Origin of the sequence: Streptomyces sp. WP-1, assembly GCF_030450125.1 — a bacterium.
GTDB classification, from domain to species: domain Bacteria; phylum Actinomycetota; class Actinomycetes; order Streptomycetales; family Streptomycetaceae; genus Streptomyces; species Streptomyces incarnatus.
This window is the reverse complement of the sequence record NZ_CP123923.1, coordinates 693,093-712,415: the sequence shown is the minus strand read 5'-3', so window position 1 is coordinate 712,415 and position 19,323 is coordinate 693,093. Positions and strand designations below refer to the sequence as shown.

Sequence of the window (19,323 nt, the reverse complement as noted above, 5' to 3'; positions counted from 1 at the left end):
CGACCGCCCCCGGCACCGCCCGGCCCGGCCCCCGGTCCGCTCATCGCGCCGTCGTCCGCGCTCATCACGCCCTCCTTCGACGACCGGCGAAGCCGCCCACCGCGAGCCCCGCCAGCGTCACCGCCGCCAGCGCCGCGTGCCGCCACATGTCGGGCAGATCCCGGGTGGTGACCACCGGGTCCGGGGGCAGCCCGTAGACCTCGGGCTCGTCCAGCAGCAGGAAGAACGCGCCGTCGCCGCCGACCCCGTCCTCCGGGTCCGCCCCGTACAGCCGCGCGTCCGCCACCCCGGCCGCGTGCAGCCGCGCCACCCGGGCCGCCGCCCGCTCCCGCAGCTCGTCCAGCGGCCCGAACTGGATGGAGTCCGTCGGGCATGCCTTGGCGCAGGCGGGCTCCATGCCGACGCCCAGCCGGTCGTAGCACAGCGTGCACTTCCACACCCGGCCGTCGTCCTCGCGCTGGTCGATGACGCCGTAGGGGCAGGCGGGCACGCAGTAGCCGCAGCCGTTGCAGACGTCCGGCTGTACGACGACCGTCCCGAACTCGGTGCGGAACAGCGCCCCGGTGGGGCACACGTCCAGACAGGCCGCGTGCGTGCAGTGCTTGCACACGTCCGAGGACATCAGCCAGCGCAGCTCGGTGCGGCCGTCGGGGGAGAGCGGGGAGATCTGCCCGGCGGGAGTGCCCTCGGGGGAGCCCGGCGGCGGGGGAGCGGGGGCGCCGGAACCGGGGGAGGGGGCACCGGTGCCGAGTCGCGCGGCCGCCGCGAAGACATCCGTGTCCTCGTGCCGGACGCCGGGTTCCTGGCCGCCGAACGGCCCCCGCTGCTCGATGAACGCCACATGCCGCCAGGTGTCCGCGCCGAGGGTCCCCGTGTTGTCGTAGGACATCCCGGTCAGTTCGAGGCCGTCCTCCGGGACCGCGTTCCACTCCTTGCAGGCCACCTCGCACGCCTTGCAGCCGATGCACACCGAGGTGTCGGTGAAGAACCCCAGCCGCGGCGGTGCGTCCGGATAGCCGGAGGCGCCGGCCACGTCCGGCTGGGGGCCGTACCACTGGTTCCCGTAGACCTCGGGGCCGTCGCCCATGACACGCCTCCTCGCGACCGGTGTCCGGGGACGACTCGCGCACGATCCCCCTGCCCACCGCCCGGTGCCGGTCGTTCACTCTCGGTGCCTTCTTCCGAGCGTGGCACGGGGACCGGCACTCCGCGCGCCCGACGGGGCACCGCCCGCGGGGCCGGGTGCGCGCGGCGTACGCGCGGCGAGACCTCGTGGTCCGTGGGGGGCGGGCGGCGAAGAGGAGGCCGCCGTCCTCAGCCGCCGTGGCGTGGGCTCACCCCTCGCCCCGGGGTCCGCCGTCCCGGGGTCCGCCGCCCTCGGTGACGAGCGGCACCGTCGCGGTGACCCGCTTGCCCTCCGGCAGCATCGTCACCTCCAGGTCCCGCGAGAGCATCGTCACCAGGTGCAGACCGTGGCCGCCGACCCGCCCGGGGTCGGGCGGCCGGGGATGCGGCGGCGAGGTGGAGGTGTCCGTCACGCAGATCCGCAGCGCGTGGCCACCGGGCCTCAGCTCCAGGCTGAGGGCGCACGGGCCCGGCGCGTGTTTCTCCGCGTTCGTCACCAGTTCGCTCACGACAAGCTGCGCGTCCTGGACCGAGCGTCGCAACGGCGCCGGGTGTGCCGCGGCGAGCAGGGCGGCGACGGCGTCACGCGCGTCGGCGCTGCTGCACCTGCCGGTGTCCCAGGTGCGGCTGTAGCCCAGATCCTGCGTCCTCGGATGCGTCCTCAGCGAGATGTCCATACCTCGTCGCCCTTTTCCCTCCGGGGTTCGGGGTCCCTTCCTGCGCGCGTGCGGGGAATGTGCCGTCCTGTCGGTTCGGCTACCCGCTGCTCCGTCGATCAAGGGGACGTGCACCGGGAATCCTTCGGTTGCACACGAGCCCCTGCCGGCAGCGGATGCCGGACGTGACAACGGGTCCCGGAAATCCGCTGGGGGTGGATTCCCGGGACCCGTGGGAGTCGATCGTCCGGGTCAGCGCCATGGCTGACGGCGGGCTTCAGTGCTTGAAGGTGTCCTTGGCCTTCTCCTTGGCCTGCCGGGCATCGCCCTTGGCGCCTTCCATGCGGCCCTCGGCCTCCATCTTCTCGTTGCCGACGGTGCGGCCGATGGCCTCCTTGGCCTTGCCCTTGGCCTGCTCCGCCTTGCCCTTCGCCTTCTGGTTGCCTGCCATCGGGTCTCACTCCCAACGTCGCGTGAAGTCCGTTCGCCATTCGGTTTGCCCCTGCGACGCCCCTCAAACCGATTACCCGCCTTTGGTTGTACAGGCCAGACTGCTAAACCTATTGTTACTAATCATGGATGTGGCGACGGAAGACGCGGCGGAGACGGCCGCGGAAGGCCCGGGCGGCGACCCGGGGACCAGCGCGCTCGCGGGCTCGCTCCGGCTGGCCATGGGCCGGATCGTGCGCAGGCTGCGCCAGGCCCACGCGGTGGGCGACCTCACCCTGTCCGGTGCCTCGGTGCTGGCCCGGCTCTCGGGCAGCGGCCCCGACTCGCCGGGCGCGCTCGCCGAGCAGGAGCGGGTACGGCCGCAGGCGATGGCCGGCACCCTGGCCGCCCTGGAGCAGCGCGGCCTGGTCAGCCGTTCGCCCGATCCGGTCGACCGGCGCCGGGCCGTCATCGCGATCACCGAGGAGGGCCGGACCGTGCTGGAGCGGCGCCGCTCCGAGTCCGCCGACCGCCTCGCCCACGCCCTGGACGGGTTCACCGCGCGGGAACGGCAGGCTCTGACCGACGTACTGCCCCTCCTCGACCGACTGGCGGAACAGCTGTGAACGCCGGCACGCCCGCGGGCGGCATACGCGCCCGGCTGCTCGCCCGCTCGGCCCGGCAGCGGGACACACCCCCCGGCCCCGGCTACAAGTGGGTCGCCCTGTCCAACACCACGCTCGGCGTCCTGATCGCCACGATGGACGCCTCCATCGTGATCATCTCGCTGCCGGCCATCTTCCGCGGCATCGGCCTGGACCCGCTCGCCCCGGGCAACATCGGCTATCTGCTGTGGATGATCCTCGGCTATCTGCTGGTCTCGGCCGTCCTGGTGGTGGTCCTCGGCCGGCTCGGCGACATGTTCGGCCGGGTGCGCATCTACAACCTGGGCTTCCTGGTCTTCGCCATCGCCTCCATCGCCCTGTCCCTCGATCCGTTCCGGGCCGGGGCGGGCGCGCTGTGGCTGATCCTGTGGCGCGTCGTGCAGGCGTTCGGCGGTTCCATGCTCACCGCCAACTCGGCCGCGATCCTCACCGACGCCTTCCCCTCCCGGCAGCGCGGCATGGCGCTCGGCATCAACCAGATCACCGCGCTCGCCGGGCAGTTCCTCGGCCTGCTCGCCGGCGGTCTGCTGGCCGCCGTGGACTGGCGGGCCGTGTTCTGGGTGAGCGTCCCGATCAGCGTCACCGGCACCATCTGGTCGTATCTCAGCCTGCGCGAGACCGCGGCCGGCGGGCGCGGCCGGGTCGACTGGCTCGGCAACATCACCTTCGCCTCGGGCGCGGGCATCCTGCTCGCGGGCATCACCTACGGCATCCAGCCGTACGGCGGCCACCCCACCGGCTGGACCAACCCGCTCGTCCTCACCGGGCTGATCGGCGGTGTGTTCCTGCTGCTCGTCTTCTGCGTGGTGGAGAAGACGGTCGCCGAGCCGATGTTCCGCCTCTCGCTGTTCAAGGTGCGGGCCTTCGCGGCGGGCAACCTGGCCGCCCTGCTGACCGCGATCGCCCGCGGCGGGCTCCAGTTCATGCTGATCATCTGGCTCCAGGGCATCTGGCTGCCGCTGCACGGCTACGACTTCGAGGACACCCCGCTCTGGGCGGGCATCTTCATGCTGCCGCTCACCCTCGGCTTCCTGCTCGCCGGTCCCGTCTCCGGTTATCTCTCCGACCGGTTCGGCGCCCGGATCTTCTCCACCGCCGGGCTGCTGGTGGTCGCCGGGTCCTTCCTCGGGCTGCTGGCCCTGCCGGTTGACTTCGACTACGGGCCGTTCGCCGCGCTGCTGCTGCTCAACGGGCTGGGCCAGGGCATGTTCTCCTCGCCCAACACCTCGTCGATCATGGGCAGCGTGCCGGCGAGGTACCGGGGCGTGGCCTCCGGGATGCGCTCCACCTTCCAGAACTCCGGTACGGCCCTGTCCATCGGCGTGTTCTTCTCGCTGATGGTCTCCGGCCTGGCCGCCACCCTGCCGAAGACGCTGAGCAGCGGCCTCGCGGCGCACGGGGTGCCCGCCGCGACCGCGCACCAGGTGGCCTCGCTGCCGCCGGTCAGCACCCTGTTCGCGACGTTCCTCGGCGACAACCCCATCGGCCATCTGCTCGCGGGCGGCACCCTGGACCGCCTGACCGCCGCCCAGCGCGCCACCCTGACCGGGCACACGTTCTTCCCCGAACTGGTCTCCGGTCCCTTCCACCACGGCCTGACCATCGTCTTCAGCGTGGCCGCCGGGATGGCCCTGGTCTCCGCCGTGGCCTCCGCGCTGCGCGGCGGCCATGAACGCGCCGAGGAGGCGCCGACGGCCGGCACCGGGCAGCCCGCGCCGAAGCCGAGCGGTGCGGCGCGCCCCTCCTGAGGCTCCGGGCCCCTGGAGTCAGCCGGTCCCCTCGGACTCCGCGCGCTCGTGGCGCCGTCGTACGACATGGCGGGCCACGAGCGCGAGGACCAGGACCGCGAGGGCCGGGAGGAAGTAGAGCTCGTAGCGCTTGATCTCCTCGTACACCGCGTCGATGTGGCTGCCCGCCAGATAGGCCAGGGTGGTCCACAGGCCCACCCACAGGGCGGCGCCGAGGGCGTTGAAGGCGAGGAAGCGGCGCCAGTGCATGCCCGAGGTGCCCGCGACGATGCCGTTGGCCTGGCGCAGGCCCTCGACGAACCGGGCCACGGTCACGATCACGGCGCCGTGCCGGGTGAAGAAGTCCTCGGCGGCCGCGAACCGCTTCGGGGTCAGAAGGACGTACTTCCCCCAGCGGTGCACGAAGGCGCGCCCGCCGAAGTGGCCGATGAGAAAGCCGATGTTGTCCCCGACGACGGCCGCGGCGAACGCGATGAGACCCACCTTCACGACGTCCAGCGCACCCGCGCCCGCGTACACCCCGGCCGCGAGCAGGATCGTCTCACCGGGTGCCGGGATGCCGAAGTCCTCCACGAGGATCACGGCCCCCACGGCCCAGTAGCCGTAGTGGCCGAGCAGCGGCGCCAGATGGGCCAGCGGTCCGGGGAGCGGAGGGGCGGCCATGCCTCAACGGTACGGGCCGACGCCGATGGGGGCCCTCACAGGGCCGGGCCCCCGGCGCTACCGGGGGCCCGCTGGCAACTGGGGCACAGCTCGTGCTCGCCGTCGCGGCTGACGACGGTCCCCCAGCCGAGGCAGCGCTCGCAGTCGCGGGCGCGGCTCAGGTCCGGGTGGGGCGGCGGGACGTGGCTGGGACGGGCTGCGTGCACCATACGGCGAGCGGCTCCTTGCGGTGGTGAGAGAGTCGTAAGGATGTCCGAGTTGCCAGATTAAGTCTTATTTATCCTTCATTTCTGTGGCGTACGTCACATACCCCGAAGTCAGTCCAGATTTCCCAGCCGGGCCTCGCGCCACAGGTCGACGCCGCCGTCCATGGCGTACGAGTCGATCTCGGCCAGTTCCTCGTCGGTGAAGCCGAGGTTGTCCAGGGCGGCCACGTTCTGCTCCAGCTGCTCGGTGCGGGAGGCGCCGATGACCAGGGACGTCACCCGCTGGTCGCGCAGCGCCCAGGCGAGCGCCAGCTGGGCGAGGGTCTGCCCGCGCCGGGCGGCGATGCCGTTCAGGGCGCGCAGCCGGCGCAACACGTCCTCGGTCAGCCAGGAGCGGTCGAAGGAGTCGCCGCGCGCGGCCCGCGAGTCGCCCGGCACGCCGTCCAGGTAGCGGCCGGTCAGCAGGCCCTGGGCGAGCGCCGTGAAGCCGATGACGCCGAAGCCCTCCTCCTGGGCGACGTCCAGCAGGCCCTCGGTCTCGATCCAGCGGTTGAACATGTTGTACGACGGCTGGTGGATCAGCAGCGGGGTGCCGAGGTCGCGCAGGATCGCGGCGGCCTGCCGGGTGCGCTCGGCGTCGTAGGAGGAGATGCCGACGTAGAGCGCCTTGCCCTGGCGGACGGCCGTGTCGAGGGCGCCCATCGTCTCCTCCAGCGGCGTGCTCGCGTCCAGCCGGTGGGAGTAGAAGATGTCCACGTAGTCCACGCCCATCCGGCGCAGCGACTGGTCCAGCGAGGCCAGCAGGTACTTGCGGGATCCGCCGCCCTGCCCGTAGGGGCCCGGCCACATGTCCCAGCCCGCCTTGGTGGAGATCACCATCTCGTCGCGGTACGGCGCGAGGTCCTGCCGCATCAGCCGGCCGAAGTTGGTCTCCGCCGAGCCGTACGGCGGGCCGTAGTTGTTCGCCAGGTCGTGATGGGTGATCCCCAGGTCGAAGGCGCGCAGGGCGATCTCGCGCTGGGTCTCGAAGGCGCGGTCGTCACCGAAGTTGTGCCAGTAGCCCAGGGACAGGAGCGGCAGGTCGAGGCCTGAGCGGCCGGTGCGCCGGTAGCGCATGGTGCCGTCGTAGCGAGCGGGGTCCGCGACGTGGGTCATCGGGTGTTCTCCGGGTGGTGCGGTACGGGTGTCCCCAGGGGTCCGAGGGGGGTCAGTCCACCCTGCGCCGAGGTGATCCATAAGTCCAATTGCACAGCCGGATGGGATTGAGCGGTCCTGTTTCTGAGTGCGGACTGTCCGATCCTACGAATTTCACGCGGGCCGGGTTACCGGCCTCTTCCAGGTCTGATAGGAAACTTTCCTACCAATACTCGCCAGCGCCTTCGTACTGGCCCAACTCGCCACCCCCCACACCTCCTTGGAGACCCCAGTGGTGCACGAACACCGCGGATCCGCAGCCCCTGCCCGGCTTTCCCGCCGTACCCTCGTCGCCGCGCTCGGCGCCGTGGCCGCCGGTGCCGCGCTCGGTGTCCCGCGCGCCGTCGCGGCGGCGCAGCCCGGCACCGCCGCCGCGAGCGGCCTCGACGATCCCGCGAAGAAGGAGATCGCGATGAAGCTGGTGTCGAGCGCGGAGAACTCCTCGCTCGACTGGAAGGCCCAGTACAAGTACATCGAGGACATCGGCGACGGCCGCGGCTACACCGGCGGCATCATCGGCTTCTGCTCCGGCACCGGCGACATGCTCGACCTCGTCCAGCTCTACGCCGACCGCAAGGCCGGCAACATCCTCGCGCAGTACCTCCCCGCGCTGCGCAGGGTCGACGGCAGCGACTCGCACTCGGGGCTCGACCCGGACTTCCCCAAGGACTGGCGCAAGGCCGCGCAGGACACGGTGTTCCAGAAGTGCCAGGACGACGAGTGCGACCGCGTCTGCTTCGGCCCCGCCGTCGCCCAGGGCAAGACCGACGGACTGCGCGCCCTCGGCCAGTTCTGCTACTACGACGCCATCGTCATGCACGGCGACGGCGACGACCCCACCAGCTTCCGTAACATCCGCAGGCGCGCCCTGCGCACGGCCGAGCCCCCGGCGCGGGGCGGCGACGAGACGGCGTACCTCGGCGCCTTCCTCGACGCCCGGGTCTGGGCCATGAAGCAGGAGGAGGCCCACAGCGACACCACCCGCGTCGACACCGAACAGCGGGTCTTCCTGCGCAAGGGCAACCTCGACCTGAAGACTCCGCTCGACTGGAAGGTGTACGGGGACCGTTACCACATCGGCTGACGGCCGCCCGCCGCTGCGAGGCCGTGGCAGACCGGCGGACGCGGGCGCCACGGCCCGGCGACGGCAGCCGCGCGCGGCGGTCCAAGGAGTTCCGGGAACGGGTGCGCAGGCGGGCGCGGTCACGGTGGCGGGCCCGCCTCGACGCGTGCCGCGCGGGTGGCCGGACGGCACCGGGAGCGACGGATCATAAGGTGGGGCGTACTCGCGCGTCATGCTCCTGACGAGGAAAGATGGGCGTGAGCGAGCGACCGAAACCGACGCGGAGGAACGCACTCATGGCGCACGAGCGAGCCGGCCGGCCGGCCGGTCCCGAGGACCTTGTCGATGTGGCGAGGCTGGTCACGGCGTACTACGCGCTGCACCCGGACCCGGCCGACCCGGCCCAGCGGGTGGCGTTCGGCACCTCGGGGCACCGGGGCTCGTCCCTGGCGAGCGCCTTCAACGAGGACCACATCGCCGCCACCAGCCAGGCCATCTGCGAGTACCGCGCCGCCCAGGGCATCGACGGCCCGCTCTTCCTGGGCGCCGACACCCACGCCCTGTCGGAGCCCGCGAAGGTCACCGCGCTGGAGGTGTTCGCGGCGGGCGGCGTGACCGTGCTCATCGACAGCGCGGACGGCTACACGCCCACCCCCGCCGTCTCGCACGCCATCCTCACCCACAACCGGGGCCGCACCACGGGGCTCGCCGACGGCGTGGTCGTGACCCCCTCGCACAACCCGCCGGCCGACGGCGGCTTCAAGTACAACCCGCCGAGCGGCGGGCCGGCCGCCTCCGACGCCACCTCCTGGATCCAGGACCGCGCCAACGAGATCATCACCGGCGGCCTCAAGGACGTACGACGGCTGCCGTACGCCCGCGCGCTCGCCGCGGACACCACCGTCCGCTACGACTTCCTCGGCACGTACGTCGACGACCTGCCCGGCGTCCTGGACCTCGACGCGATCCGCGCGGCCGGGGTGCGCATCGGCGCCGACCCGCTCGGCGGTGCCTCCGTCGCCTACTGGGGCCGGATCGCCGAGCAGCACCGCATCGACCTCACGGTGGTCAACCCGGGCACCGACCCCACCTGGCGGTTCATGACCCTGGACTGGGACGGCCAGATCCGCATGGACTGCTCCTCGCCCTACGCGATGGCCTCGCTGATCGAGCAGCGCGACACCTACCGCATCGCCACCGGCAACGACGCCGACGCCGACCGGCACGGCATCGTCACCCCGGACGGGGGCCTGATGAACCCCAACCACTACCTCGCGGTCGCCATCGACTACCTCTTCCGGCACCGCGAGGACTGGTCCGCCGGGGCGGGTGTCGGCAAGACCCTGGTGTCCTCCACGATGATCGACCGGGTCGCCGCCGACCTCGGCCGCCGCCTGGTCGAGGTGCCCGTCGGCTTCAAGTGGTTCGTGGACGGGCTGATCGGCGGGGAACTCGGCTTCGGCGGCGAGGAGTCGGCCGGCGCCTCCTTCCTGCGCCGCGACGGCTCGGTGTGGACCACCGACAAGGACGGCATCATCCTCGCCCTGCTCGCCTCCGAGATCACGGCCGTCATGGACCGCACCCCCTCCGAGCACTACGCGGGTCTGACCGCCCGCTTCGGCGAGCCCGCCTACGCCCGCATCGACGCCCCCGCCACCCGCGAACAGAAGGCGCTGCTCGGCAAGTTGTCGCCCGCCCAGGTCACCGCGGACACCCTCGCCGGGGAGCCGGTCACGGCGGTGCTCACCGAGGCGCCCGGCAACGGCGCGGCCATCGGCGGTATCAAGGTCACCACCGACAACGCCTGGTTCGCGGCCCGCCCCTCGGGCACCGAGGACGTCTACAAGATCTACGCCGAGTCCTTCCTCGGCCGGGACCATCTGGCCCGGGTGCAGGAGGAGGCCCGGGCGGTGGTGCAGGGCGCGCTGGGCGGCTGAGCGGAGACATATCGGTGCCGATCACCGGCATCGGCGGGCGGCGGCCTCCGCACCGATGTGCACAGGCCGCCGCCCGCCGTGCTCAGCGGTGCCCGTGCTTCCCCGTGAGCCGGTGCAGGACCGCGCCCGCCATGGCCTCCTCGCCCCGGGCGTTGGGATGTGCCGGGGCCGCGGGCGCGGCCGGCTGGAGCGGCTCGATCCAGCGGTCCGCGGGCGCCTTGCACATGTCGTGGCCCACGGTCGGGCCGTACGTGTCCACGTACTCGGCGCGGTTGCGCCCGGCCACCGTGCGCAGCATCAGGTTCAGCCGCTTCTCGGTGTCCCGCAGGTAGCCGAAATCGCCCTGCGCGAAGGGGACTTGCGGGAAGCAGCCGACGCCGTCGTCGGGCAGCAGATCGGGGTAGCCGACGACCACGACCCGGGCGTGCGGCGCCCGCCTGTGCACGGCCCGCAGCACCTCGGTGATCTTCGGCGCGGTCTGCCGCACCGCGAGCGCCAGCGCGTCCTGTCCGGACGCCTCGTAGGAGCGCTCGCACGGATTGCCCGCCGGGTCCTGGACACCGAGCCGGGCGCAGGTGGCGATGATGGTGCCGAATCCGACGTCATTGCCGCCTATTTGGAGCGACACCAGGTCGGTGTGGCGCGAAACGGCCTCCAGCTGGGGCCGGTTGGTGCCCTGGGCCTGCCACATCTGCACGGTCGTCGCTCCCGAGCAGCTGACGTCCGTGAACGCCGTCGCCCGCTCCCGGTGCCCCACCAGGGAGGGGTAGTTCCGGTCGGAGCGGGCGCAGTCGGCGTCCACCTGGGTGGGTATGCCCGGGCCCGAGGTGTAGGAGTCGCCGAGCGCCACGTAGGCGAGGCGGTGGCCGTGGCCCGCCGGGTGCGCCGCGGCCGCAGTGGTGCCGGCGGCGACCAGGGCGCATCCGCCCACCGCCGCCAGCACCGCGAGCCGCCGCCGGGCTCTCGCCCCGCCGGCCGGACGCCTGTCGTTCGTCATCGTTCCCCCCTGGGACCGGTACACCACGCGGACGGCGGCGCCATGGAGCGGCCCGCACGCGATCGACTGGGTCTGTATACCGTCCGGTAGGCCCCGCCGACCAGAAGCGGGAGCCCATGAGTTCGGGGGAGCGCGGCGGTGAGCCGCTGGTGGGGCGCGGTGCCGGGGCGGCGGTGCGCGGCCCCGCGCCCCGGCCTCAGGCGACGGCCGGCTCGGGGTCCTGGAGCACCGAGTCGTCCTCCGGGCGGGCCCCGGACAGCCGGTGGCGGGCCGCGATCAGGGCCATGTCGACATCCCGCGTCCCGGTGGCCACGCACAGCGTGTACGAGACGTCCGCGAGCCGCTGCCGCGCCCCCGGGGTGCTCTCCTCGGCGCCGAGCAGCGCGAGGGTCTCGTACTGGGTGATGAGGTCCTTGAGTACGGCGGGGTGTGCCATCAGCATGGGGTCGGCCTCCTGGTATGTCGCCGATGTACGACGTCGCAGGCGCGCATACCCGGGCCTGCGCCCGGCATGCCACCCCGATGGTCCCCGGTCCCGCGCGCACTGCCCGCACCGGACAGGGAGACGGACACATCACCCGCACGGGTGCTCTCCGGTCGGTATGCGCCGGTCGCGCCCGCGTCGCCGTACTCCTTGGCTGATCATGCACCTGTGAGTCTGCACACCCGAAGTTCCGTACCGCGCCGGGTCGTTCCGGCCGTGCTCGGCACCCTCAGTGTCCTGTCCCTGCTGTCCGCCCTGCCCGCCGCCGCGCAGCCCGCGCGCCCGGCGGTCCGGCCCGCCGCGCCGCCGTCCCGGCAGGCCACGGCCGCCGAGGCGCGGACCGACGCCTACCTCCGCTCGGTCAAGAACCGGCCCGCCGCTCTGCGGGCCTTCTTCCGGCAGCTCCCCAAGGGCGGGGACCTGCACAACCACCTCTCCGGAGCGGTGAGCACGGACTACCTCATCGAGCTGGCCGCCGAGGACGGCCTGTGCATCGACGCGACGATGACCGCCGTCGCCGCGCCCTGCGGCCCCGGCACCCGGCCCGCCGCCGACGCCCGCACCGACCGCGCCTTCCACGACGCGATCGTGCGCGCCTGGTCCATGCAGGACTTCCCGCCCGACGAGAACGGGCACGACCACTTCTTCGACACCTTCGGCAAGTTCGGCGAGGTCACCTGGCGGCACCGGGGCAAGCTGCTCGCCCAGGTCGCCGACACCGTCGTGGCCGACAACCAGTCGTACCTGGAGACGATGGTCACCCCCGCCTCCGACGGCGCCAAGCAGCTCGCCGACCAGGTGGGCTGGGACGCCGACCTCACCGCCCTGCACCGCAGGCTGGTCGCGGGCGGCAAGCTGGACAAGCTGGTCGCGGACGCCCGCAAGGAGACCGACGACGGCGACGCGGAGTTCCGCGCCGCCGAGCGCTGCGGCACCGCCAAGGCCCGGCCCGCCTGCGGGCTCACCGTCCGCTGGATCTCCCAGGCGTCCCGGGGCGGTTCACCGGTGCGGGTCTTCACCCAGCTGGACCTCGGCATGCGGCTCGCCGAGGCGGACTCCCGCTACGTCGCCGTCAACCTGGTGCAGCCGGAGGACTGGGACAGCTCGCTGGCGAACTACAGCCTCCAGATGCGCATGGTCGGCTATCTGCGCACCGTGTACCCGAAGGCCCATGTCACCCTGCACGCGGGCGAGTTGTGGCCCGGACTGGTCAAGCCCGAGGCGCTGAAGTTCCATATCGCCGAGGCGGTCGACGTCGCGCACACCCAGCGCGTCGGACACGGTGTCGACCTCGTCCACGAGGACGACTGGCAGCGCACCGCCCGCACCATGGCGGCCCGGCAGATCGCCGTCGAGGTGCCCTTCTCCAGCAACGCCCAGATCCTCGGCGTCAAGGGCGCCGAGCACCCCTTCACCACGTACCGCCGCTACGGCGTCCCGGTCGTCCTCGCCACCGACGACCCCGGAGTCTCGCGCATCGACATCAGCCACGAGTACCAGTACGCCGCCGCCACCTACGGCCTCGGCTACCCGGAGCTGAAGGACCTGGCCCGCGCCTCCCTCCAGTACGCCTTCCTGCCCGGCGCGAGCCTGTGGCAGGGCAACCCCACCGCCCAGGGCTACCACCCGGTCGCGGCCTGCCGCGCCGAGCGCCCCGGACAGCCCGTGCGCGGCGCGGCCTGCCGGCGGCTCCTCGACGGCAGCCCCCGGGCACGCCTGGAGTGGCGCCAGGAGGCCGCGTTCGCGGCGTTCGAGCGGGCGCACGCCCGGGGGTGACCCGTGCGCGGTCGCGCCGGTCCTCTCGCGGGGGACCGGCGCGGCCGGAATTCTCCGAATGGCCGGGAAGCGCGTGGCCGTACAACCGGATGACCCGATTCCGCACGCGAGTGCGGGTCGGGTCTTCGCCATTACCCCGGCTTTGCGACGACGTTTCCGGTAACCCCATGCACCTCAGTCATCACGGCCCGTATCGTGCAGCGATGCCCCTCCGGCAAGATCGTCACATCATCATCACATCGCCTTCACCGAACGACCGCTTTCGGCCGATCGTGCTTCGGGCCCTCGTGACGGGGCAGACGCGGCGCGCGCCCCGCGCCTAGCCTCCCGGGCCATGCGATCACCTCTGCTGAGACGCCTCGGTCTCGCCGCCGTCCTCGCCGCCGTCCTCGCCGTCTTCGGCTTCAGCACCGTCGCCAGCGCGGACCCGGCCCCGGCCGCCCTCACCTTCAGCGCCGACAGCGCCACCACCACCCCCGGCGGGTCGGTCAAGCTGTCGATGACGCTGACCAACAACAAGACGTACGACGTCCTGTTCGTGTACCAGACGATCGATCCGACCTGGCTGACCACCCAGCGTCCGGACCTGAAGTACAGCTTCGCCGGCTGCACCCTGGCCGCCGCCGACGGCAGCACCACCTCCTGCTCCGGTACCGGCCCGACCAACCTCGGCACCAACTACGGCGCCACCATCCCGCCCGGCCAGAGCCGTACCGTCACCCTGACCCTCCAGGTCGCCGCCGACTCCGGCTGCAACGGCAACATCGGCTTCTACTCGTACTTCTACGCCGAGTTCAGTGACGGCACCAACAGCAACGGCGGCCCGGTGTACACGCCCGAGACGCGCGTGCTCTGTTCCTGACGGCCCGCCCGCACCACTCGCGGAAGCCGGTACGTCGCCCGGTGGACCCGACGGCCCGCCGGGCGATGCGGGGCACGACGGAGAAAAGGTCAATCGGGTTGCGTCACAAAGCAGTTGGACACCCGCCATTTTCCGTCAGGTTCCGTGACCCGACCACAAAAGCTACACACATCCATCACTATGTGACGCGACGGATGCACGACGACCGGCTTCTGAGGGGGACGCCGGGGTCGTGCGAGGGGGTGCGTCCGCTCCATGCGAGCCGTGCTCACCCCTGTCCGGGGAGGGGAACTTCACCGCATGAAGCGGACCATTCGCACCACCACGCTCACGGTGGGCGCGCTCATCGCCGCACTCGGCCTCCAGGCCGGACCGGCCCAGGCCGACGGCGGCACACCACGTATCGACCTCAGAGTCCTGGTGGTGAGCGACGGCGGCCCGGCCACCGACGCCATCACCGCCGAACTCACCTCGGAGGGAACGCCGTTCACGAAGGTCGACCTGACCAGTGGCGGCCGCCCCACCATCGACGCCGGCTTCCTCGCCGACACGGTGAACGGCCGGGCCCGCGCCAAGTACCAGGCCGTCGTCCTGCCCAACGACAACCCGTTCGCCGCCGGCAGCGCCGAGATGAGCGCGCTCGCCGCCTACGAGCAGACGTACGGCATCCCGCAGGTCGACGCCTACACCTACGCCCGCCCCCAGGCCGGGCTCCAGGTCCCGACCACCGGCGGCTACTCCGGCAGCGTCGACGGCGTCCAGGCCCAGGTCTCCGCGGCGGGCAAGGCGGGACCCTTCGGCTACCTCAAGGGTGCCGTGCCCTTCGAGGACAACTCGCCGACCGTGGCCGAGAGTTACGGCTATCTGTCGACCCCCGCGCCCGGTGCCGACTTCACCCCGTACGTCCAGGCGACCATCCCCGGCACCACCACCCAGGGCTCGCTCGTCGGCGAGTACCGGCACGACGGGCGGCGCGAGCTGGTCATCACCTTCGTCTACAACCAGTACCAGCAGCAGTTCCGGCTGCTGGCCCGCGGCATCGTGGACTGGATGACCGGCGGGGTGCACCTCGGCGCCTCCCGCAACTACTTCGCCGTGCACGTGGACGACGTGTTCGCGGCCGACGACCGCTGGGACACCCAGCTCAACTGCACGCCCGGCGACGTCGACTGCACCAACAGCTCCGGCACGCCGAGCCCGATCCGGATGACCCCGGCGGACGTCGACTACGCCGCCGCCTGGGAGCAGAGCCACAACTTCACCCTCGACCTCGCCTTCAACGGCTCCGGCAGCGTCGACCAGCGCGCGGACAACGACGGCGTCGACCAGCTCGCCGACAAGTTCATCGCCGACCGCAACAAGTTCCGCTGGATCAACCACACCTACACGCACGCCTTCCTCGGCTGCGAGCAGGACACCACCGTGGTGCCGTGGAAGTGCGAGACCAACGCCGACGGCAGCACCCAGTGGGTCAGCCGGCAGACCATCGACGACGAGATCACCAACAACCGCGTCTGGGGCCTCACCAACGGACTGCCCCTGGACAACACCGAGTTGGTCACCGGCGAGCACTCCGGGATGCGGATCCTGCCGCAGCAGCCCGACGACAACCCCAACCTCGGCCCCGCGCTCACCGACAGCGGCGTCAAGTGGCTCGGCTCGGACGCCTCCCGCGACCCCGCCCAGCGCCAGGTCGGCCCCGCCGAAACGGTTGCCCGCTACCCGATGAACGTCTTCTACAACGCGGGCAAGGCCTCCGAGGAGGCCGACGAGTACAACTGGCTCTACACCAGCCGCGCCCAGGGCGGCAGCGGGGTGTGCGAGGACAACCCCGCGACCACCACGTGCCTGCCCGCCCCGCTGGACACCAGCACCGGCTACCAGGACTACATCGTGCCGCTGGAGACCCACATCGACCTCGGGCATGTGCTCTCCAACGACCCGAAGCCGCACTTCATCCACCAGTCCAACCTCACCGAGGACCGCATCGCCTACCCCGTCCTCAACGGTGTGCTCGACGGTTACAGCAGCCTGTTCAACGCCAACACCCCGCTGGTCAACCTGCGGATGAAGGACATCGGCACCGAACTCCAGCGCCGCACCGCCTGGGCCAACGCCCTGAACGCCGGCCAGGTCACCGCCTACCGCATCGGCAACACCGTCACCGTCCAGGCGCCCAGCGGTACCTACACCGACGCCACCCTGCCCACCGGCAGCACCTACATCCTGGGCGGCTTCGGCAGCGCCTACGGGGGTGAACTGTCCGGCTGGACCGCCTCCCTCGGCCTCGCGCAGACCTTCACCCTGCCGGCCACCGCATCCGCCGCCACCCCGGGCACCCACGGCCACACCCACCCGGCGGCCACCGCACCGGCACCGCGCACCAGGCTCCCCAAGGGCGTCACCGAGCAGGTCCCGTACGCCCCGCGCCATCAGGTCAGGCACTCCTCGCACCACTGAACGCGCACCGACCCGAGGGCCCGTCCGACACCCTCGGACGGGCCCCGGATCCCGGCCGCCCCGACGCGGCCGGGACCCGCACGACCACCCCACAACTCTGGCCGTGGAGCCCGATCGATGCACGTTCACGACGGTGCACGCCGCCCCGGCGCGGCGCACGTCACCCTGCTCACCGAAGGCACCTACCCGCACAGCCACGGGGGCGTCAGCGTCTGGTGCGATCAGCTCGTCCAGGGCATGCCCGACCTGGACTTCGACGTCATCGCCGTCACCGGCACCGGACGCGAACCCGTCGTCTGGGAGCTGCCCGCCCAGGTCGGCCAGGTGCTGTCCGTCCCCATGTGGGGCGAGCCGCCCGAGGGCCGCGCGCCCCGGGGCCGCACGCTCACCCGGCTCACCGCCGCCTACGAACGCTTCCTCACCGCGCTCCTCGACCCGTGCGCCGAGGACCAGTTCCCGCCCGCCCTGTACCTGCTGGCGCGGGCCGCCGCCGACGGGACGCTGAGCCCGTTCCTGCGCGGCGACCGGGCCATCGCCCTGCTCGCCACCGTGTGGAACCGCCCGGGCCTCGCCGTGCGCGAGGCCCGCCCCACCCTGCACGACGCGGTCACCGCCACCGCCCTGCTGGAACACGCCCTGCGCCCGCTCGCCGCACCCGCGCCCCGGCACGGCGTGGCCCACGCGGTCAGCGGGGGAGTGGCCGTACTGCCCGGACTCGCCGCCCTCGACCGGCACGGGGTCCCGCTGCTGCTCACCGAGCACGGCGTCTATCTGCGCGAGCGCTACCTCGGCTACCGCACCGCGCCCTACCGCTGGCCCGTGAAGGCCGTCGTGCTCGGCTTCTTCCGGCTGCTCGCCGAGGAGAGCTACCGCAGGGCCGCCCTGATCACCCCCGGCAACCGCTACAACCGGCTCTGGGAGGAACAGGGCGGCGCCGACCCGAAGGCCATCCGCACCGTCTACAACGGCGTGGACCCGGCCGCCTTCCCACCCGCCGGACCCGAACCCGGGACACCGACCCTGAGCTGGGCGGGCCGGGTCGACCCCATCAAGGACCTGGAGACGCTCATACGCGCGTTCTCCCTGGTCAGAGCCGAGATACCCGAGGCCCGGCTCCGGCTCTTCGGCGGTACGCCCCGCGGCGGCGAGGCGTACCGGGAGCGCTGCGCCGCGCTGGCGGCCGAGCTGGGCCATGGCGACGCCGTCGCCTTCGAGGGCCGCGTCGAGGACATCAAGGACGCCTACGCGGCCGGGAACGTGGTGATGCTCTCCAGCATCAGCGAGGGCTTCCCGTTCACCCTGATCGAGGCCATGTCCTGCGGCCGGGCCACCGTCTCCACCGATGTCGGCGGGGTGCGCGAGGCGGTGGGCGACACCGGCCTCGTCGTACCACCGCGCGACCCGGAGCGGATGGCCGCGGCCGCCCTGGAACTGCTCCGCGACGGCGACCGGCGCCGGGCCATGGGAGAGGCCGCGCGGCTGCGGGTGATCGAGCAGTTCACCCTCCGCCAGACCATCGACACCTTCCGCTCCATATATCTCGAACTCCCTTACCACACGAAGGAGTTCATGACGTCGTCCGCCCCGGAGCGCGAGTCCGGGCGCCGGACCGCAGCGGGGAGCCTGGCCGGATGAGCGGACCCATGGCCCTGGAGCCGGGCGGCACCGAACAGGACACCCTCGCCCTCCGGCTCGCCCGCCCCGACGACCGCACCCTGTCCCTGCGCCTGCCCGGCCTCGGCACCGACGAGGCGGCCGTCAGCCTGCTGGCCGCCGAACTCGCCGACCGCATCGGCCCCGCCGTCCACCCCTACGAGGTCGCCGCCCTGCTGGAGGCCGAGGGCCTCACCGCCGAGACGGTCAAGGACCGGTACGGCCATCCGAACCTGTTCTCGCTGGCCACCGCCCTCTACGAGCAGGTGCCCCGCGCCTTCCCCGAACCCGCGCAGGCCGCCGACCCCTGGCGTCCCGACCACGTCCGCTGCCTGCTGCGCGGGCTGCTCTTCGCCCTGCCGGGCCTCGCCTACCCGCTCACCGCACCCCTGTGGCACCCCGGCCGGCACGCCGCCGCGCTGATCCTCGCGGGCCTGATCTCCTGGGCCTGGGGCCAAGGGCTCGGCCACCGCGCCCATGTGCGCAAGGCGACCGGCCCCCGGGAGGCCGCCCGCACCCTGGCCGCGGGCGCACCCCTGGGCGCCGCGCTCGCCACCGCCCTCGCCGCCCCGCTCACCGGCGGCGGCCCGGTCCTGCTCGCCGTCGCCGCCCAGTCGCTCTACCTCGCGGCCGCCGGCGTCCTGCTGGTCCTGGCCCGGGAGAAGACGCTGCTCGCCGCGCTGAGCCCGCTGCTCGCGGGCGCCGCCTACCTGCTCCGCTGGGACCCGGGGACCCTGCCGCGGCTCGGCCTTCCCCTGCTGGCGCTGCTCGCCACCCTCGCCGCCACCGCCCACGCCCTGCGCGGCCTGCTCAAGGAGCCCGGCGCGGACGGCGGCAGGCGGCCCCCGCTGCGCTGGTCACTGCCGTACGGCCTGTTCGGTCTTGCCGCCGGGCTGCTGGTGCTGCTCGAAGGGCGCCGGGAGCCGTACGCGGTGATCGTGCTGACCCTCAGCATGGGCCCCGCCGAATGGCTGCTCTACCGCTACCGGGGCCTGTCCGTCGCCGCCCTGCGCGCCACCGCCACCCCGGCCGGATTCCTGCTGCGCTCCACCGGCGTCCTCGGCCTGTGCCTGCTCGGCTATCTGCTGCCGCTGCTCCCCGCCGCGTACCTGACGGGCGCCCCACCGGCCCCGCTGCTGCTGCTCGCCGCCACCCTGTGGACCGCGCTGCTCCTCCAGGCGTTCGGGACCGCCTGGCCGCCCGCCGTGATCTGCCTGGCCGCCGCGGGCACGGCCGGCGCGGTCACCGCGCTGCGTCTGCCACCCGGCTCCGCCGCCCTGCCGCTCGCCTGCGCGGCCGCCGTGCCGTGTCTCCTGGCATGCGCGCTGCGGCTGCTCGGCCGCCCGGCCCGGCACGCCTGAACCAGACCCCTCTTCTTCCTCGACTCACCGGAAGGACCCACCAG

General features: G+C 72.6%; 17 protein-coding genes. 9 read left to right on the top strand and 8 right to left on the bottom strand.

The window, feature by feature from the left end; all coding sequences use genetic code 11:
• Nucleotides 1-64 precede the first annotated feature (64 nt).
• From QHG49_RS02800 to QHG49_RS02790, 3 genes are all read right to left on the bottom strand, one after another.
• Nucleotides 65-1,087, bottom strand: coding sequence for a 4Fe-4S dicluster domain-containing protein (locus tag QHG49_RS02800; protein ID WP_301487122.1), 1,023 nt, complete (start codon nt 1,085-1,087; stop codon nt 65-67).
• A gap of 247 nt (nt 1,088-1,334) precedes the next feature.
• Nucleotides 1,335-1,802 carry an ATP-binding protein gene (locus QHG49_RS02795; protein ID WP_159698391.1) on the bottom strand — a complete coding sequence of 156 codons (468 nt, stop codon included), beginning with the start codon at nt 1,800-1,802 and terminating at the stop codon, nt 1,335-1,337.
• Between the two features lie 256 nt (nt 1,803-2,058).
• On the bottom strand, nt 2,059-2,232 hold the full coding sequence (locus tag QHG49_RS02790) for a CsbD family protein (RefSeq protein WP_145489689.1): 174 nt from the start codon (nt 2,230-2,232) through the stop codon (nt 2,059-2,061).
• 124 nt (nt 2,233-2,356) lie between these two features.
• Here QHG49_RS02790 and QHG49_RS02785 point away from each other — a divergent pair, with 124 nt between their 5' ends.
• Both QHG49_RS02785 and QHG49_RS02780 read left to right on the top strand, forming a co-directional pair.
• Nucleotides 2,357-2,836 (top strand): MarR family winged helix-turn-helix transcriptional regulator, encoded by a 480-nt coding sequence (locus QHG49_RS02785; RefSeq protein ID WP_301487121.1) that lies wholly within the window; start codon nt 2,357-2,359, stop codon nt 2,834-2,836.
• The gene (locus tag QHG49_RS02780; protein WP_370530418.1) at nt 2,833-4,623 is read left to right on the top strand and encodes an MFS transporter; all 1,791 of its coding nucleotides are present in this window, start codon (nt 2,833-2,835) and stop codon (nt 4,621-4,623) included. Before QHG49_RS02785 ends, QHG49_RS02780 begins: the two co-directional genes overlap by 4 nt.
• Nucleotides 4,624-4,641: 18 nt before the next feature.
• Here QHG49_RS02780 and QHG49_RS02775 read toward each other — a convergent pair whose 3' ends face one another.
• The 3 genes from QHG49_RS02775 to mgrA all read right to left on the bottom strand — a co-directional run bounded on the left by QHG49_RS02775 (nt 4,642) and on the right by mgrA (nt 6,647).
• Nucleotides 4,642-5,286, bottom strand: coding sequence for a DedA family protein (locus tag QHG49_RS02775; RefSeq protein ID WP_301487120.1), 645 nt, complete (start codon nt 5,284-5,286; stop codon nt 4,642-4,644).
• 35 nt (nt 5,287-5,321) lie between these two features.
• On the bottom strand, nt 5,322-5,495 hold the full coding sequence (locus tag QHG49_RS02770; protein WP_201300494.1) for a hypothetical protein: 174 nt from the start codon (nt 5,493-5,495) through the stop codon (nt 5,322-5,324).
• Nucleotides 5,496-5,603: 108 nt separating this feature from the next.
• The gene (gene mgrA, locus QHG49_RS02765) at nt 5,604-6,647 is read right to left on the bottom strand and encodes an L-glyceraldehyde 3-phosphate reductase (RefSeq protein ID WP_159698385.1); all 1,044 of its coding nucleotides are present in this window, start codon (nt 6,645-6,647) and stop codon (nt 5,604-5,606) included.
• Nucleotides 6,648-6,918: 271 nt separating this feature from the next.
• Here mgrA and QHG49_RS02760 point away from each other — a divergent pair, with 271 nt between their 5' ends.
• Together QHG49_RS02760 and pgm are read left to right on the top strand one after the other, a co-directional pair.
• Nucleotides 6,919-7,770 (top strand): chitosanase, encoded by an 852-nt coding sequence (locus QHG49_RS02760; protein ID WP_301487119.1) that lies wholly within the window; start codon nt 6,919-6,921, stop codon nt 7,768-7,770.
• 275 nt (nt 7,771-8,045) lie between these two features.
• Complete coding sequence (gene pgm, locus QHG49_RS02755; RefSeq protein ID WP_301487118.1) at nt 8,046-9,686, top strand: phosphoglucomutase (alpha-D-glucose-1,6-bisphosphate-dependent); 1,641 nt, start codon at nt 8,046-8,048, stop codon at nt 9,684-9,686.
• Nucleotides 9,687-9,768: 82 nt separating this feature from the next.
• Here the strand turns inward: pgm and QHG49_RS02750 are convergent, their stop codons facing one another.
• Complete coding sequence (locus tag QHG49_RS02750; protein ID WP_301487117.1) at nt 9,769-10,683, bottom strand: SGNH/GDSL hydrolase family protein; 915 nt, start codon at nt 10,681-10,683, stop codon at nt 9,769-9,771.
• A gap of 196 nt (nt 10,684-10,879) precedes the next feature.
• A complete protein-coding gene (locus QHG49_RS02745; protein WP_145489674.1) occupies nt 10,880-11,125 on the bottom strand; it encodes a DUF5133 domain-containing protein in 246 nt (81 codons plus the stop codon).
• Between the two features lie 210 nt (nt 11,126-11,335).
• Between QHG49_RS02745 and QHG49_RS02740 the strand changes: the two genes are divergently transcribed.
• The 5 genes from QHG49_RS02740 to QHG49_RS02720 all read left to right on the top strand — a co-directional run bounded on the left by QHG49_RS02740 (nt 11,336) and on the right by QHG49_RS02720 (nt 19,279).
• A complete protein-coding gene (locus QHG49_RS02740) occupies nt 11,336-12,943 on the top strand; it encodes an adenosine deaminase (RefSeq protein WP_159698373.1) in 1,608 nt (535 codons plus the stop codon).
• 334 nt (nt 12,944-13,277) lie between these two features.
• Nucleotides 13,278-13,805: a hypothetical protein gene (locus QHG49_RS02735; protein WP_301487116.1), complete on the top strand. Its 528-nt coding sequence runs from the start codon at nt 13,278-13,280 to the stop codon at nt 13,803-13,805.
• A 300-nt stretch (nt 13,806-14,105) separates the two neighbouring features.
• Nucleotides 14,106-16,265, top strand: coding sequence for a hypothetical protein (locus QHG49_RS02730; RefSeq protein WP_301487115.1), 2,160 nt, complete (start codon nt 14,106-14,108; stop codon nt 16,263-16,265).
• Between the two features lie 117 nt (nt 16,266-16,382).
• Nucleotides 16,383-17,900 (top strand): GT4 family glycosyltransferase PelF, encoded by a 1,518-nt coding sequence (gene pelF / locus QHG49_RS02725; protein WP_301487114.1) that lies wholly within the window; start codon nt 16,383-16,385, stop codon nt 17,898-17,900.
• On the top strand, nt 17,897-19,279 hold the full coding sequence (locus QHG49_RS02720; RefSeq protein ID WP_301487113.1) for a hypothetical protein: 1,383 nt from the start codon (nt 17,897-17,899) through the stop codon (nt 19,277-19,279). The genes pelF and QHG49_RS02720 overlap by 4 nt, the downstream gene beginning before the upstream one ends.
• Nucleotides 19,280-19,323 lie beyond the last annotated feature (44 nt).